Raw genomic sequence first — 14,926 nt, 5'->3', positions numbered from 1 at the left:
TCTCGTTCCCATGCTCTGCGTGGGAACGAGGTATAACCCTTTATTATTCTTTTAAATGAACAGCTCGTTGCTTTCAGCTCTTTCCAGGAGAATTGCCGGTGGCTCGAACCGTGAGCCATAGCGTTTAGCCAGCTCTCTTGCCCTGCAGGCAAATGCACGCAGGCCATAAGCATTGATAAACTGGAATACACCACCTGAATGAGCCGGGAAACCAATACCGAAAATGGAGCCGATATTGCCGTCAGCGGCTGTGTTCACCACGCCTTCTTCAAGCGCTCTTAATGCTTCAAGGCTCTGGCAGAAGGTCAGGCGGTCACGGATATCTTCAAAGGGAATTTCCTGATAGCCGTTGGGGGCAAAGTGCTCTTTCATGCCCGGCCAGATGTGCTTCTTACCGTTTTTGGGATAGTCATAATAACCACCGCCGTGGATTTTCCCCTTGCGGCCAAACTCTTCGACCATTTTGATGATCAACTCTGCGGCAGGATCGTTATTGATGGGGTTACCCTGTGCTTCAGCATCTGCACGGGTCTGCATGGTGTTTTTGTAGGCGGTTTCCTGGCTGATTTCGTCAATGGCCGCCAGAGGCCCTACCGGTGAACCGTTAAAACGGGCGGCATTTTCAATCAGTGCCGGGTTGATTCCTTCCAGAACCATGGTGGCTCCTTCGGAAATCGTTTTGCCGATCACACGGGTTGTGAAAAAGCCCGGGGCATCATTAACGACAATAGGCGTTTTTCCCATGGCTTTGGCCAGATCAAAAGCGACGGCCAGAGCATGGTCCGAGGTCTTCTCACCACAGATGATTTCAACTAGTGGCATCTTTTCCGCAGGGGAGAAGAAGTGCATGCCAATATAGTTTTCAGGCCTTGAAGAGGCTTCCGCCAGTTCGGTAATGGGCAGAGCAGAGGTATTGGAAGCCAGTATTGCGCGGTCAGGAATGGCCTCTTCGGTTTCCCGGGTAACCTGGGCTTTGATGCGCCGGTCTTCATATACAGCTTCAATGACCAGATCACAGTCAGCAAGGTCTTCATAACTGGCCGTTGGGGTTACTCTGGCCAGGATCTCCTCAGCTTGAGATTCACTGATGCGTTTGTTCTTTTTGCACACCTGCTCACAGTAGCCTTTACCCCGATCGGCATTTTCCTGAGAGATATCTTTTAATACGACCTCAATACCGGCTTTGGCTGCGCCAAAGGCAATACCTGCGCCCATCTGTCCGGCGCCGAGAATACCGAGCTTCCTGACCGACGTTGGCTCAATTCCTTTTGGACGACTGATGCCGTTATTAATGTCGTTCAACTGGAAGAAGAACGTGCGAATCATATTCTTTGCTACCTGTGAGGTCATCAGGCTCATAAAGTAGCGGGCTTCAATTTTCTCTGCGGTATCAAAGTCCACTCGGGCGGCATCGTTGACGCAGGCCATGATGGCTTTGGGGGCAGGGAAGTTGTTGTTGGTGTTGTTCATGACATTGACTGGCCCGAAGTAAAACAGGCCTGCCAGTTCACGGGATATTTCTTTATCGTTGGGCGCACCGCCAGGAATCTTGAAGCCTTTTTCATCCCAGGGCTGGCAGGCTTTTGGATTGGCCAGAAGCCAGGCTTTGGCGCTGGCATGCATTGCATCTTCGCTATCCACCAGTTCATCAACCCAGCCTTTGGCCAGCGCCTGTTCGGCCTTGAACTTTTTACCGGCAGATAACCAGGTTACGGCTTTTTCACAACCGAACATCCGCACGATACGAACCACGCCACCGGCTCCTGGCATCAAACCAAGCTGAGCTTCTGGCAGTCCGACTTCAACGCCTTTCTGATTGATGGCAATTCGATGATGTGCCGCTAGACAGATTTCATAGCCACCGCCCAGAGCAGCGCCATTAATGCCAACCACAACCGGTACGCCCAGCGTTTCCAGATACCGTAAGGGGAGTTTGGCATCCAGAATACTCTGGAAGTTGTCTCTGGCTTCCTCTTCGCTGAGCTGAGTCGGTATTTCCAGCAGGCTGGACAGGTCGCCTCCACCAAAGAATGTTTTCTTGCCTGAGCGAATATAAACACCGCTGATATCACCGGCCGAAGCCAGGGCTTGAAGCTCGGAAACGGCTTTCTTCATGGCTTCGATGTATTCGAAGCCCATGGTATTTACCGACTTTCCGGGTTGATCAAGGATCAGTTCAACGATGCCGTTGTCGTCTTTTTCCAGTCGAATGTATTCCATTGATTTGTCCGTTCTTATTTTTATGTAAACGATGCTTTGTCTGGTTACAGCCGCTCAATGATGGTGGCAATACCGATACCGCCACCGGCACACAGTGTGACCAGTCCTCGTTTCAGATCCCGTCGTTCCAGTTCATCCAGCAGTGTGCCAACCAGCATGGCGCCTGTTGCTCCAATGGGGTGGCCCATGGCAATAGCTCCGCCATTGACGTTGATTTTTTCATCGGGAATATTCAGCGCTTTCTGGTAGCGAAGAACTACCGCAGCAAAGGCTTCATTAAGTTCAAACAGATCAATGTCGTCCAGTGTCAGCCCGGCTTTGGCCAGTACCTTTTCTGTAGCAGGTACCGGACCGGCCAGCATGATCGTTGGCTCAGTACCGGTGGTTGCGCAGGCGACAATGCGAGCTCTTGGGGTAAGGTTCTGTGCAGCTCCTGCCGTTTCACTGCCTACCAGAACCAGCGAGGCGCCATCCACAATACCGGATGAATTACCTGCAGTATGGATATAGTCCAGGGCTTCAACTTCCGGGTATTTGAATTTCAGCAGGTCGCCATGACCAAGGTCGCCAAACATCTGAAAAGAGGAAGGAAGTTTTGCCAGGCTCTCGGGGGTAATGTCACCCCGGATGGTTTCATCGTGATCCAGAATGGTCAGGCCATTCATGTCTTTGACGGGGATGATGGAACGATCAAAATAGCCATTTTTCCGGGCATGAGCCGCACGCTGTTGTGACATCAGCGCATACTGATCCAGATCGGAGCGGCTGAAACCTTCCAGTCTTGCTGTCAGATCGGCGGCAACACCCTGGGAGATGCCATAACTTTCCATGGCTGTCCAGGGATCACCTGCTGCAGCTCCGCTGGCACCGATACCCAGCCGGGACATGGACTCAACACCTCCGGCCACTACCATCTCTTCAAACCCGGAACGGATTTTCATCGCGGCCAGGTTAACAGCATCCAGACCTCCGGCGCAGTAGCGGTGCAGTTGTGCCCCAGTAGTGATGTCATCCCAGCTGGAATAGACGAGGGCAGTCTTCGCAATATTCTGGCCCTGTTCGTTCACCGGCTCTCCGGTAGCCAGGATCAGATCATCCACCTGTCGGGTATCCAGCTGGTTTCTTTCCTTCATGCTCTCCAGAAGGTTGGTTACCAGATCAATGGGTTTGACTTCATAGAGGCTGCCGGCGGGTTTGCCGGGGGCTCCCGCTTTTCCCCGACCTCTTGGCGTGCGGATCGCATCGTAGATATAGGCTTCAGTGGTCATATTTATTCCTGATTTTTCTTTTTAGTTATTAGGTTCAGGCGCCGGCAGGAGCGAGCACACCCCATTCGGCCAGTACTGCTTCGGTATCTTCCCCGGAGGACCGTGGACCATGAGTAATGGTGGCTTTTGTCCGGCTAAAGCGGGGCGTTGGTGATGGCTGCAATACCCCTTCCACTTCGGTATAGGTGCCACGGGCCTGATTGTGGGGGTGGTCTGGCGCTTCCCAGATTGACAATACCGGGGCAAAACAGGTGTCGGTGCCTTCCAGCAGTTCGCACCATTGATCCCGTGTTTTGGTCTTGAACAACTCCGCCAGTGTTTCTTTATAATCTTCCCACTGACTTTTGTTCATCTGGTTAGCCAGCTTCTGTTTATCCAGTCCTGTTTTTTCCAGCAGTTGCAGATAAAACTGAGGTTCAATGGCACCAATAGCGATGTATTTTTCATCCGCTGTTTCGTAGGTATCGTAGAAGTGAGCGCCCCCATCAAGCAGCCCGGCACCGCGCTCTTCTGTGAACATGCCATAGCCGCGGAGGGTGAAAAACATAGTCATTAAGGCGGCACTGCCATCCACCATGGAGCTGTCGATGACCTGGCCTTTACCCGATTTCTGTGCTTCCAGCAGGCCGCAGACAATGCCAAAAGCCAGCATCATTGCACCTCCACCAAAATCACCCACCAGGTTCAGAGGTGCAATGGGCTTTTCTCCTTTTCGGCCAATGGCGTGGAGTGCTCCGGATAGAGCGATGTAGTTGATATCATGGCCTGCTGTTTTGGCCAGAGGGCCATCCTGTCCCCAGCCAGTTATACGACCGTAGACAAGTTTTTGGTTCCGGGCTAAACAGTCTTCAGGGCCAACCCCAAGCTTTTCTGCAACGCCTGGACGAAATCCCTCAAAAATGGCATCCGCCTTTTCGCAGAGCTTGAGCAGTGTTTCAACGCCTTCAGGTGTTTTAAGGTCCAGAGCTACTGAACGTCTGCCACGCATGGCGATGTCCTTGATTTTCATGCCTCCAGACTGCACCCGCTCGATACTGATGACTTCGGCACCCATATCAGCCAGCATCATCCCGCAGAATGGACCTGGGCCAATACCTACTAACTCTATAATTCTGAAACCTTTCAGTGGACCCATCAGATACTCCCCGAATTTTATTATTAATCTGCTGGCAACAGGTTTATGAGCCATGACTATCTATTCATGGTCGAGTATAGTGAGCAGAAATTGGGATCTCTGGTCTGGATCGGCCTGATTTTTGGTGATCAGAGGCTCCAAGGCTGGATGGATAAGAAGAACACGTTATGTCCGCTATGATAAAAAAAGAGACGACCATCGCGACACTGGGACGTGCCATCAGTATCACACTTGAGCATTATGGCTGTGACAGTAAAGCCGTGTTTGATGCCGCTGGACTGGATATATCATTGTCGTACGACCCCGGGGCGCGTTACGACTCCCGTAAATTCGCCAATCTCTGGCGGCTGGCTGCTCAGGCCAGCGGTGACCCTGCTTTTGGTCTTGAAGTTCCCAGGGTTCGCCCTCCTCTGAACCCCGCTCTGGATGCGGCGTTTTCTTCCAGTGATAATCTGCTGCAGGCACTTGACCGTCTTTGTAAGATGTTTCATTTCGTCAATGAAATGAGTGCGCTGAAGCTGTCACAAGAAGGTAGCAGTATTTTTCTTGAGTATATAACCTCTGAAGAGCATCGAGAGGTGGTGGCATTCGAGGGAATTGATGCGCTTTTTGCTGCCTTAATACACAATATCCGCCAATTGATGGATCCGGATTTCAAGGCAAAAGGTGTCTATTTTGTCAGGCCAGAGCCGGAGAAGGTTGAGCCATACCTGGAGATGTTTAATGCTCCAGTTATGTTTGGCCAGTCTATTAATCGGCTTGAATTTGATTCAGCCCTGTTATCAAGGCCATTGTTAAGTGCCAATCCGGAAATTGCTCATTTGAATGAACAGATTGTTCTTGAGTACCTGGAGCGCTCTGAACGTGATGAAGTTCTGCTGAATACCCGCTTTCATATCATTGCCCAATTGCCCAACGGAGAACCGAATCAGGAAGTCATTGCTGGTTTGATGAATATCTCTTCCCGGCAATTGAGGCGCAAACTGAATGAACTGGGAACCAACTACAGTCAGGTGCTGCTGGATGTCCGCCATGAAATGGCGAAAAAGTATTTAAGTCAGAATAAGCTGGCTTTGAGTGAAATTACCCAGTTACTCGGGTTTTCTGATCAGAGTAATTTCACCAAAGCGTTCAAGCGGTGGCAGGGGGAAACGCCCATAGCCTTTCGCAAAAATACAGCAATATCGATATAGGGTCTTATTGCTGGTACTAATGCATTGTTGACCAGTTCATATCCGGGGCTTTCTCTTCGCCAAACCAGCAGCATAGAAACTCTCTGAATTGGACGAGCCGACCATTTTCAATGGTAAAGATATGAGCCCAGCGGTTATAGAAAGGTTGGTCTCTGGAAATATCCTTACCGGACTCTTCGCCCAGTGCAACAACGGTGTCGCCTTGAACAATAAACTCCCTGGGATTAAAGGAGGAGAATGTCCAGGTTTCTCCCAGGATATCCAGAAACTGTTGAACACCCTGTTTGCCTCGGTAACTCTGGCACTTCTTCAAATCGGCCGGACCATTGACAACCCAGTTTATGTCTTCATGGCAGAGATCAATAAATCCAGCCAGATTTCCTTCAGAAAAAAGCTGATAGATGGTTTGAGTGACTTCAAGTGGTGTTTTCATAGAGGAGCTATCTGTTCATGTAAACACTACAGGATAGTCCCTGTTTTACAGTACAAATGTACTACTATTGAGTACCTTTTCTAGCGATTTGAACTTTCTGTGGCTTTGTTAAACGGACTAACATTGAGGTTTCAATAACTGCACTGGCAACAATGAAAAGAAGTAAAGCCAGCATAAGACAGGAGGCTGTTGTCGCTGTGGTAATGGTCATCTTGACTGATGCCAGGAAAAACCTGACCCTCTGGGAATTAAAAATGTGATTACTATTTAATCGCAGAGCTGCTTTCTGGACAATTCAGAAAATTGTATAACCTCTAAAAGTATCTTTGATAAGCCTTCTTTCAGAGGCTGTTTTTCTAACGTGCTAATGATCCAGTGTTATCTGTCAGGCAGTGCTTTTCGCGGTATTTTCTGGGGGTAGTGCCTGATTGTTTACTGAACTGGCTGTAAAATGTGGACTGGCTTTTGTAGCCAACTTCCAGGGCAATATCGAGCAGCTTTCGGTGTTGGTTCGCAGGATCTTCAAGCAGTTGTTGGGCTTTATGGATTCGGTAGCGGTTTACCAGTTCATAGAAATTCCCTCCTGATCTCAGGTTGATTACCTGACTTAATTCGTGCGAGGTAACGCCCAGCAGGTCAGCAAGCTGGCTCAGATTCAGGTCTTCACGCATATAGGCCAGCTCATGTTCAAAGCACGTCTGTAATTTTTCCCAAATACGATTGATGGAGTCATCACCAAGAGCGGATCGTTCGTATTTACTCTGTGTTGGGTGTTCTTCAGCTGGAGAAGGTTGCTCGACTTTATCGAGTACTTTCTGAACTTCTCCGGTAAAAATTCTGGGCTGCCTGAGTCCGCCAATGGCAATGAGATAGATAACGCCAAAGTCCAGAAAAAGGAAAACAGAAGGTTGCTCGTTAATGAGCCCCAGGCCAAGCAGTAAACCCGTAGCGATATAGGTGAGACGAAGCGTAATGATGTAAATAATCAGCCATTTGAGCCAGCCCAGTGTGATTGGACCCAGTGAGGAGAAGGTTTTCTTCAGCCGGTGTTCGTGGGAGTGCAGTAAGCGCAGGGCTGCCACGCCATAAACAAACAATATCAGGCTGTTCAGCAGGTAGAAAACAGCGATGGCATGATCAACCTCAGATATTTGACTGGCAGATGGTAATGGCTGCTCTGGCGCGATGGTCAGCCAGGCCAGTAATCCTGGTAAAAGACAGAGGGTATGTATCAGTAGTTGTCGGATAAAGGCAAACTGTTGTTCGGTGAGTGAGCGGACATACAGGTAAATCAATGGGCCCTTCATAATCATCAACAGATAGATGATATAGAAAGGTTGGTAAATGATTGCTTCGGTTCTCACCGCCAGGTGGAGAGCAATACCCGTGGTGTTAATGCCGATAAACATAGCGAGGAGTTTATTGGCATTGGGGGTCTCACTGCGAACTGCGAGAATGATGACCAGTAACAACAGTCCCTGGGACAGGACAAACAATTGAACAGCGGATAACCAATCCATGCCTGTGACCCTTTATACTTATTGAAAAAGCGTTAGTGTATCTGGGCGTCAGGGTAGCGGAATCAGTCGGAAATTGCATCCAGCCATTGTTCTGCAACTGCTTGTTCAGAGAGAGCAAATGCTTTGATTTCCATACCGGGGAATAGCATGCCTTCTATTTCACTGACATTCCGAACCCACTGGGTATTGCTAAGCACGGCGATTCGGCTGAAACGGCGAAATGCACTGAATGCCCGTGGCAGCTGGGAAAGTTTAATGCCCATTGCCCCCAGTGTCGGCATATGAAGCGCTTCTATACGATAGAGCATTGTGCCCTGTTTAATGTTTTTTGTTTTTTCAACGAACTGGTCAATTGCCTTGCTCATCTGTTCAGCATCAAGCTGTCCATTGAGCGAAAGGTCAATACGATTGTGGGAGTGAGGTGTAATGGTCAGCATGTTGTTCTCCCTTCCTTGTTGGTGTTAGTTACTAATTACGTTAACAAAGAAGGAGGGAGCAGGATAGGAGCAACTGATGATCTCAATCAGTGACTCCGGTGTTTCTTCACTTCATCGTCTAAAAGATGCTTTTTCAGCGACTCCAGCGAGGTTTTTCATATTGGCTGTAGTCGATGTCTTCCAGGGGCCAGCTACCTTGCTTTTGCTTTTTTCTTTCAGCCACACTCATTCCAAAAATGGCCTGGCAGGTGCGCTCTTTAAGGTCAATCAGCTCCTGCGGTGTCACCAGTCCAAGGAATACACCGGCTTCCATAAAGCCTTCGAGACGGTGGCGCTCCAAAGGGGAGGGAGGGTAGCCTTGTCTGGAGGCTGACGACAGTCTGGTCAGCCTTTTTTCCACTTCATCCAGAAAATGATGTTTGTCCATAGGGGTTTGACAGTTCGCTCCTTATAAGAGCTGCTCAGTGTTGTTCAAGATAACTCACATATACATGAACATCATCTCATAAACCAGTGCAGGACGCTCTTCACCAACCACATGGACCTGTTGCTCCATGGTGACCGTAGTGCCTTTGGCGCTGCCCGTAATGGCTTTAACCCGGCTGCGGCAATGAATTTTGCTGTTTGCAGGAACGATACCGGTAAACCGGAGTTTGTCAGAGCCAACATTCAACATGTTTTTAAAGCCGGTGACTTCAAAGGTTTGTGGGGTCTGCATTTTAGGCAGCAAAACCAGGGTCAGAAATCCATGGGCAATGGTGGTTTTAAACGGGCTGTATTGGGCGCACTTCTCGGTATCGGTATGTAACCAGTAACTATCGCCGGAAAGCTCGGCAAACTGGTTGATCAGTTCCTGGGAAACAGTAACCTGTCCACTCCAGTCACTGAAGGTTTCAGTGACTTCAGCCTGCATGGCGTCGATATCTTTAAAGTCGTACTTTTTCATTATTATTCTCTTTGTTGATGTTGTTTTTTTCGCACACCACTGCGCTTCAGTTGGCATCCTAGCGGATTTTTTTTCAGCCCGGTAGCGGCTGATTTTGCCCATGCACCTTGGACAGGTTCTGCCATTTATCGGCTGCTTGCCATCCACTACCTTTTCACCTAATCGCTAATAACAAGAACAAGGAGTCTGTCGTGGCGGAAGCAGTCATTGTTGAAGCACTACGTACCCCCATTGCCCGAGGTAAGCCTGTCGTCGGGGATCTTCACGGTTTTCATGCTACTGAGTTGCTGGCTCTGTCCATGCGGGCTGTTGTTGAAAAAGCAGGGCTTGAGTATGACGACGTTGAGCAGCTGATTGGTGGGTGTGTTACCCAGGCCGGGGAGCAGGCTGGCAATATAACCCGAAATGCCTGGTTATCCATGGGCAATACCTGGGGAGCGGGAGCCACGACGATTGATGCCCAGTGTGGTTCTGCCCAGCAGGCTAACCATCTGATTTCCTCCCTGGTTCGCGGTGGGTCTATTGATGTAGGCGTTGCCTGTGGTGTTGAAGCCATGAGCCGCGTTGGACTGGGTATGAATGTCTATAACGGTCCAGGCTTCTTCTTACCCAAGAACTGGCCTTGGGACAGCACGCCAGACCAGTTTGCCAGTGCTGAGCGAATCGCGGCCAACCGTGGAATTACACGGCAGGAAGCGGATGAATTTGCACTTCGATCCCAGCAGCGGGCGAAAGCAGCCTGGGAAGCCGGCTACTTTGATCGCGAGGTGTTCTCTGTCGATGCCCCGGCTTTTGGTGAAGATGGTAAGCCAAATGGTGAAACCAGAAAGGTAAGTCGAGACCAGGGTTTCCGTGATACGACGATGGAAAGCCTGGGTAACCTGAAAGCCGTGGCTGAAGGTGGTATCCACACCCCGGGTAACTCTTCCCAGATTTCTGATGGATCCGCTGCAATTTTGTGGATGAGCAAAGAAGAAGCTCTGGCCAGAGGTTTGAAGCCAAGAGCTCGGATTCTGACCGATGTTGTGGTGGGTACTGACCCTTACTATCTGCTGGATGGTCCAGTGGATGCCACAAAAGCATTGTTAAAGAAAAGCGGCATGAGTCTCAGTGATATTGACCTGTTTGAGGTTAATGAAGCGTTTGCCGCTGTTGTCCTTTCCTGGGCCCGGGTATATGAGCCGGATATGGATAAAGTAAACGTCAATGGTGGTGCGATTGCCCTTGGTCACCCCGTGGGCAGTACCGGTACCCGTCTGATTGTTTCAGCCCTTCACGAACTGGAGCGGACTGACAAGAATACCGCGTTGATCACCATGTGCTGTGGTGCATCAGTGGGTACCGGCACCATTATTGAGCGTCTTTAGGTTTAAAAGACTTTGAACCACGAAGTTCACTGAGAAAAAGCTTTTCTATATTTTTTTCTTTGTGCTCTTTGTGCTCTTTGTGCTCTTTGTGCTCTTTGTGCTCTTTGTGCTCTTTGTGATCTTTGTGATCTTTGTGGTTGAAAAAATAACTATAAGAATAGGAAAGAGTTATGACTTCTCGTAACGGAGAGCTGGACGGAAAAGTTGCCATTGTTACTGGTGCAGGTCGTGGTTTGGGGCGTGCCGAAGCATTAAACCTGGCTAGAGAAGGTGCAAGAGTAGTGGTGAATGACCTGGGAGGAAATGCTCAGGCAAAAGAAACGACCATGGAAGTGGTTGAACAGATTAAAGGTTTTGGTGGTGAGGCATTTGCCTATTTTGGCGATTGTGCGGATTGGAAGGACTCTGAAGCCCTCTTCAAAATGGCCCTGGATACCTGGGGTGATGTCAATATCCTGGTGAATAATGCGGGCTTCTGTCGAGATCGACTGATCTTCAACATGACAGAAGATGAATTTGATACCGTGGTTCGCGTCCACTTGAAAGGACACTTTGTCAACATGCGTCATGCGACCAAGTACTGGCGTGAAAAGTGTAAGGCGGATGGTGCTCCTGTTTATGGCAGGTTGGTCAGTACTTCTTCAGAGGCATTTCTGTTTGGCTCGGCCGGGCAGCCTAACTACGCAGCGGCAAAGGCAGGTATTGTTGCCATGACCATGGGAGCTGCCCAGGTGATGTACAACTATGGGGTGACAGCTAACGTTATTTGCCCGAGAGCGCGGACGGATATGACCAATCAGGGCGTAACCGCCAGTATGTTCGCCAAGCCGGAATCCGGTTTCGATACGTTTGCTCCGGAAAACGTCAGTCCTCTCGTCACCTATCTTGCATCACCAGAGGCGGGTAACGTTTCCGGGCAGGTATTTGTGGTATGGGGTAAGCAGGTAGTGGTTGTTGATAGTCCGAAAGAGGCGGCACAGTTCAACAGCCCAGAGGCCTGGACTCAGGAGTCTCTCAATAAATCACTGGGCGAGTACTTTGCCAATAAAGTACCCGTTCGTGATGGATTCAGTGTGATTCCACAGTAATAGTCGTTTTCTTACCGGCCTTCTTATCAACCGTTAAAAAGGCCGGTACTGCCTGAGAGAATAATCATGCAAACACATGCACTCGGGGAGAAAGAGAACACTGGCTCTCATCAGAAAAAGCAGGAACTGGTTCAGTTGCTTCGTTCGATTAATGAGCAACTGGTCAGCAGTGATCTTTCCGAAGAAGCAATGGCTGATGCCAGTCATCAGCTGGCATCTATTCATAACCGGTTGTCCGGGTTTTCTGAACGTACTTATCAAGCCGTTTTTGCGCCCAGCGATGATGAAGAATCTGCTGAACTGGGGTATAACGCAAAGACGCTTCAGGGGCTGTATACCCCGGTGAGTGGCTGCTGTAATGCCGTTGCGCCGGAAGTGACTTATTTTACGGAGTCTTCGGGTTCCGGGGATCGGGTGTCTGCCAGAGTCTGTTATGGCAAAGCGTTTGAAGGTGGTCCCGGTCTGGTTCACGGAGGCTTTATCGCGGCACTTTTTGATGAGCTGTTTGGTGTTGTTCAACATCAGAAAGAGCTGCCCAGTATGACGGCCAGTCTGACTCTGCGTTACGTGAAACCAACGCCTCTGCATACTGAGCTGCGCTATGAAGCCTGGGAGGTAGAAACCCGGGGGCGCAAGTCGACAATGAAAGCGGTGCTGAAAAATGGGGATGACGTGCTGGTTGAGGCAGAAGCCCTGTTTGTTACGGTACTCAGAAAGAATTATCAGAAGCTGGTTGACCGCAGGGTTGCTGGTTGACCGAACCTCGTTCCCACGCTCTGCGTGGGAACGAGAATGTTTTTATAAAAACAGAATAATGAATCCAGGTGGCAGTCCATGTCCGATTTTACCGCATTTCGCCAGGAGATACGTGACTGGCTTAACGACAACTGTCCTGAGTCAATGCGTACACCGGTTACCCAGGAAGAGCAGATCTGGGGTGGTCGTAACCTTCGTTTCCCAACGGAAGATGCAAAACTCTGGTTTGACCGTTGTGTAGAGAAGGGGTACTGCGTACCTGACTGGCCCGAAGAGTATGGTGGTGCAGGTTTCTCAGCAAAAGAGACCCGCATATTCAAAGAGGAGATGGCGCGTCTCAACTGTCGTGCACCGCAGGTCAACCTGGGGATCTGGATGGTTGGTCCGGCGATTCTGGAATTTGGCACTGAGGAGCAGAAACGGGAGCACCTTCCCAAAATCGCCCGTGGTGAGATCCGCTGGTGTCAGGGGTATTCCGAGCCAGGTGCCGGTTCCGATCTGGCCGGTTTGCAGTGTAAGGCTGAGTCGGATGGTGATGATTACATCATTAATGGTTCAAAGATCTGGACCTCCTATGCGGATCATTCTGACTGGATTTACTGCCTGGTTCGTACCGATCCGGATGCACCGAAGCATGAAGGCATCACTTTCCTGCTGTTTGATATGGCCAGTGAAGGTGTGGATGCCAAGCCGATTGAACTGATTACCGGTGAAACTCATTTCTGTCAGACCTTCTTTGACAATGTCCGTGTTCCGAAAAAGAACGTGCTGGGTGTTGAGAATAAAGGGTGGACAGTTGCCAAGCGGGTACTCCAGTTTGAACGGAATATGATGTCCGATATGGAGGCCTCTGCAAACACCTCTGGAACCACTCCCCGTTCTGCAGCGATTGAGCATATCGGTCTTGTGGATGGAAAACTGGCGGATCCGGTTTTTCGCCAGTCTGTTGCGAGGCATGAAATTCAGAAGCGGGCACTGGATAAGACTCAGCAGAGAATGGCTGATGAGTTTGCTCAGGGTGTTGGTGATATGAATGTGGCGATGATTCTCAAGTATGTGGGTACTGAGGAAGAGAAGCGCAAATACGAACTGATTTTGAAAATTGCCGGTGAGCAGGCTTTGGGCTGGTCTGGCGAAGGGTTCAGTGATGCAGAGCTTCAGTTGACCAGAGACTGGCTGGCTTCAAAAACCCACAGTATAGCGGGCGGCACCTCTGAGATTCAGTTGAATATCATTGCCAAGCGGGTATTAGGGCTGCCAGAAGCAGCGGGGAAGTAAGTCATGTCTTTAGCATTTAATGAAGAACAACGCTCCCTGAAAGACACTGCCAGGGATTTTGTACAGGCCAACAGCCCGGTTGAAAGTCTCAGGAAACTTCGAGACAACCAGGATTCGGTTGGATTTTCCAGAGATGTCTGGGGGCAGATGGTAGAACTGGGCTGGGGGGGGATCATCTTTCCAGAAGCCTACGGTGGTTTCGACTTTGGCGTAAAAGGCCTGGCCGCCTGCATGGAGGAGTTTGGTCGTACGCTGCTGCCTTCTCCTTTATTGTCTTCTGTTGCTCTGTCCGGTTCCGTAATCCTGCAGGCAGGCAATGAAACCCAGAAGCAAGAACTATTGTCGTCTATTGCGTCAGGTGAACTGTTGGTCAGTCTGGCATTGGAAGAGGGCGTTCGTCATAACCCGGTGGCAATCTCTACAACTGCGGTTAGAAATGAAGGTGGTTATACCATCAGTGGCAGCAAAACCCTGGTGATGGATGCCCATGTGGCCGACCAACTGATAGTTGTGGCCAGGACCGCTGGTCAGTCTGGTGACCATGATGGCATCAGCCTGTTCCTGGTGGATGCTGCTGCTAAAGGGGTAATGATCAGCAAAACGCATCTGGCTGACAGCCGTAATTATGCACGTATTACCTTTGATAAGGTTGCAGTGTCTGACAGTGCTTTGTTGGGTGAGGCCGGTCAGGGTTCGCTGGATAAAGCGCTGGATGTTGCCAGAATCTGTTTGGCTGCTGAATTGTTTGGTGGCGTACAGGAGTCGTTTGAAAGAACCGTTGAGTACTTAAAAGAGCGTAAGCAGTTTGGTGTGTTGATTGGTACTTTTCAGGGGCTTCAACACCGTTGTGCCCATATGTATACCGAAATCCAGCTCTGCAAATCTCTGATGATGGATGCATTAAGTGCACTGGAGGCGGGTAAGGAAAAAGCGCCCGGTTTGATCAGCGCCGCTAAAGCAAAAATATCGGAAACCGCTGAGCTGGTTACCAATGAAGCCGTGCAGTTGCACGGCGGGATCGGTGTGACGGACGAGCTGGAGATTGGCTTTTTTCTGAAGCGGGCTCGAGTTGCTCAATTGTTGCTCGGAGATGCGCATTTTCATTATGACCGGTATGCCAGGTTGGAGGGTTTTTAAATAGTTTAACGTATTCTTTATCAATACTCCGGACACTATTATGCAGCGATAGCACCATAGCTACTTAGCTCCTCATAAGTATTCATGACTTTTTCGTCATTCATTGCCAAGCCTAACTTCTCAAAAACTCTGTGCATCAGGTTCTGAT

Annotated in this window: 14 protein-coding genes; 6 read left to right on the top strand and 8 right to left on the bottom strand. The window is 49.8% G+C overall.

All coding sequences use genetic code 11. From position 1 onward, the window contains the following. Positions 1 to 51: 51 nt before the first annotated feature. From AK963_RS09275 to AK963_RS09265, 3 genes are read right to left on the bottom strand one after another with little or no spacing between them, the layout of a single operon-like run. Positions 52 to 2,220, bottom strand: a complete 2,169-nt coding sequence (locus tag AK963_RS09275; protein ID WP_066015183.1) for a 3-hydroxyacyl-CoA dehydrogenase NAD-binding domain-containing protein — start codon at positions 2,218 to 2,220, stop codon at positions 52 to 54. Positions 2,221 to 2,264: 44 nt separating this feature from the next. Beyond that, a complete protein-coding gene (locus AK963_RS09270; protein WP_066015182.1) occupies positions 2,265 to 3,488 on the bottom strand; it encodes an acetyl-CoA C-acetyltransferase in 1,224 nt (407 codons plus the stop codon). A 34-nt stretch (positions 3,489 to 3,522) separates the two neighbouring features. After that, on the bottom strand, positions 3,523 to 4,623 hold the full coding sequence (locus AK963_RS09265) for a CaiB/BaiF CoA transferase family protein (protein WP_175404480.1): 1,101 nt from the start codon (positions 4,621 to 4,623) through the stop codon (positions 3,523 to 3,525). Positions 4,624 to 4,790: 167 nt separating this feature from the next. On the opposite strand from AK963_RS09265, the gene AK963_RS09260 reads away from it, so the two are divergent. Then, positions 4,791 to 5,816: an AraC family transcriptional regulator gene (locus AK963_RS09260; RefSeq protein ID WP_083232555.1), complete on the top strand. Its 1,026-nt coding sequence runs from the start codon at positions 4,791 to 4,793 to the stop codon at positions 5,814 to 5,816. Between the two features lie 16 nt (positions 5,817 to 5,832). Here the strand turns inward: AK963_RS09260 and AK963_RS09255 are convergent, their stop codons facing one another. From AK963_RS09255 to AK963_RS09235, 5 genes are all read right to left on the bottom strand, one after another. Continuing rightward, positions 5,833 to 6,249 (bottom strand): nuclear transport factor 2 family protein, encoded by a 417-nt coding sequence (locus tag AK963_RS09255; RefSeq protein ID WP_066015179.1) that lies wholly within the window; start codon positions 6,247 to 6,249, stop codon positions 5,833 to 5,835. 356 nt (positions 6,250 to 6,605) lie between these two features. Further along, complete coding sequence (locus tag AK963_RS09250) at positions 6,606 to 7,769, bottom strand: helix-turn-helix domain-containing protein (RefSeq protein ID WP_066015178.1); 1,164 nt, start codon at positions 7,767 to 7,769, stop codon at positions 6,606 to 6,608. A 62-nt stretch (positions 7,770 to 7,831) separates the two neighbouring features. Continuing rightward, entirely contained in the window at positions 7,832 to 8,206 is a 375-nt protein-coding gene (locus tag AK963_RS09245; RefSeq protein WP_066015177.1) for a SpoIIAA family protein, read from the bottom strand. A gap of 133 nt (positions 8,207 to 8,339) precedes the next feature. Next, positions 8,340 to 8,633 carry a hypothetical protein gene (locus AK963_RS09240; protein WP_066015176.1) on the bottom strand — a complete coding sequence of 98 codons (294 nt, stop codon included), beginning with the start codon at positions 8,631 to 8,633 and terminating at the stop codon, positions 8,340 to 8,342. 54 nt (positions 8,634 to 8,687) lie between these two features. Continuing rightward, the gene (locus AK963_RS09235; protein WP_066015175.1) at positions 8,688 to 9,152 is read right to left on the bottom strand and encodes a MaoC family dehydratase; all 465 of its coding nucleotides are present in this window, start codon (positions 9,150 to 9,152) and stop codon (positions 8,688 to 8,690) included. Between the two features lie 191 nt (positions 9,153 to 9,343). Between AK963_RS09235 and AK963_RS09230 the strand changes: the two genes are divergently transcribed. The 5 genes from AK963_RS09230 to AK963_RS09210 all read left to right on the top strand — a co-directional run bounded on the left by AK963_RS09230 (position 9,344) and on the right by AK963_RS09210 (position 14,778). Further along, the gene (locus tag AK963_RS09230) at positions 9,344 to 10,519 is read left to right on the top strand and encodes a steroid 3-ketoacyl-CoA thiolase (protein WP_066015174.1); all 1,176 of its coding nucleotides are present in this window, start codon (positions 9,344 to 9,346) and stop codon (positions 10,517 to 10,519) included. Between the two features lie 170 nt (positions 10,520 to 10,689). Beyond that, positions 10,690 to 11,607: an SDR family NAD(P)-dependent oxidoreductase gene (locus AK963_RS09225; protein ID WP_066015173.1), complete on the top strand. Its 918-nt coding sequence runs from the start codon at positions 10,690 to 10,692 to the stop codon at positions 11,605 to 11,607. A gap of 66 nt (positions 11,608 to 11,673) precedes the next feature. Then, complete coding sequence (locus AK963_RS09220; RefSeq protein WP_066015172.1) at positions 11,674 to 12,363, top strand: PaaI family thioesterase; 690 nt, start codon at positions 11,674 to 11,676, stop codon at positions 12,361 to 12,363. Positions 12,364 to 12,441: 78 nt separating this feature from the next. Continuing rightward, positions 12,442 to 13,641 carry an acyl-CoA dehydrogenase family protein gene (locus AK963_RS09215; RefSeq protein ID WP_066015171.1) on the top strand — a complete coding sequence of 400 codons (1,200 nt, stop codon included), beginning with the start codon at positions 12,442 to 12,444 and terminating at the stop codon, positions 13,639 to 13,641. Between the two features lie 3 nt (positions 13,642 to 13,644). Beyond that, complete coding sequence (locus AK963_RS09210; RefSeq protein ID WP_066015170.1) at positions 13,645 to 14,778, top strand: acyl-CoA dehydrogenase family protein; 1,134 nt, start codon at positions 13,645 to 13,647, stop codon at positions 14,776 to 14,778. The last annotated feature ends 148 nt before the right edge of the window (positions 14,779 to 14,926 follow it).

Source organism: Endozoicomonas atrinae, from assembly GCF_001647025.1.
In the GTDB taxonomy this organism is placed as follows: Bacteria; Pseudomonadota; Gammaproteobacteria; order Pseudomonadales; family Endozoicomonadaceae; genus Endozoicomonas; species Endozoicomonas atrinae.
This window is presented reverse-complemented; position numbering and strand designations above follow the sequence as displayed.

What these genes read in the sequence shown, in the direction of transcription:
- AK963_RS09275 (WP_066015183.1), bottom strand. Translation starts at nt 2,220, where the DNA reads ATGGAATACATTCGACTGGAAAAAGACGACAACGGCATCGTTGAACTG.
- AK963_RS09270 (WP_066015182.1), bottom strand. Translation starts at nt 3,488, where the DNA reads ATGACCACTGAAGCCTATATCTACGATGCGATCCGCACGCCAAGAGGT.
- AK963_RS09265 (WP_175404480.1), bottom strand. Translation starts at nt 4,623, where the DNA reads ATGGGTCCACTGAAAGGTTTCAGAATTATAGAGTTAGTAGGTATTGGC.
- AK963_RS09260 (WP_083232555.1), top strand. Translation starts at nt 4,791, where the DNA reads ATGTCCGCTATGATAAAAAAAGAGACGACCATCGCGACACTGGGACGT.
- AK963_RS09255 (WP_066015179.1), bottom strand. Translation starts at nt 6,249, where the DNA reads ATGAAAACACCACTTGAAGTCACTCAAACCATCTATCAGCTTTTTTCT.
- AK963_RS09250 (WP_066015178.1), bottom strand. Translation starts at nt 7,769, where the DNA reads ATGGATTGGTTATCCGCTGTTCAATTGTTTGTCCTGTCCCAGGGACTG.
- AK963_RS09245 (WP_066015177.1), bottom strand. Translation starts at nt 8,206, where the DNA reads ATGCTGACCATTACACCTCACTCCCACAATCGTATTGACCTTTCGCTC.
- AK963_RS09240 (WP_066015176.1), bottom strand. Translation starts at nt 8,633, where the DNA reads ATGGACAAACATCATTTTCTGGATGAAGTGGAAAAAAGGCTGACCAGA.
- AK963_RS09235 (WP_066015175.1), bottom strand. Translation starts at nt 9,152, where the DNA reads ATGAAAAAGTACGACTTTAAAGATATCGACGCCATGCAGGCTGAAGTC.
- AK963_RS09225 (WP_066015173.1), top strand. Translation starts at nt 10,690, where the DNA reads ATGACTTCTCGTAACGGAGAGCTGGACGGAAAAGTTGCCATTGTTACT.
- AK963_RS09220 (WP_066015172.1), top strand. Translation starts at nt 11,674, where the DNA reads ATGCAAACACATGCACTCGGGGAGAAAGAGAACACTGGCTCTCATCAG.
- AK963_RS09215 (WP_066015171.1), top strand. Translation starts at nt 12,442, where the DNA reads ATGTCCGATTTTACCGCATTTCGCCAGGAGATACGTGACTGGCTTAAC.
- AK963_RS09210 (WP_066015170.1), top strand. Translation starts at nt 13,645, where the DNA reads ATGTCTTTAGCATTTAATGAAGAACAACGCTCCCTGAAAGACACTGCC.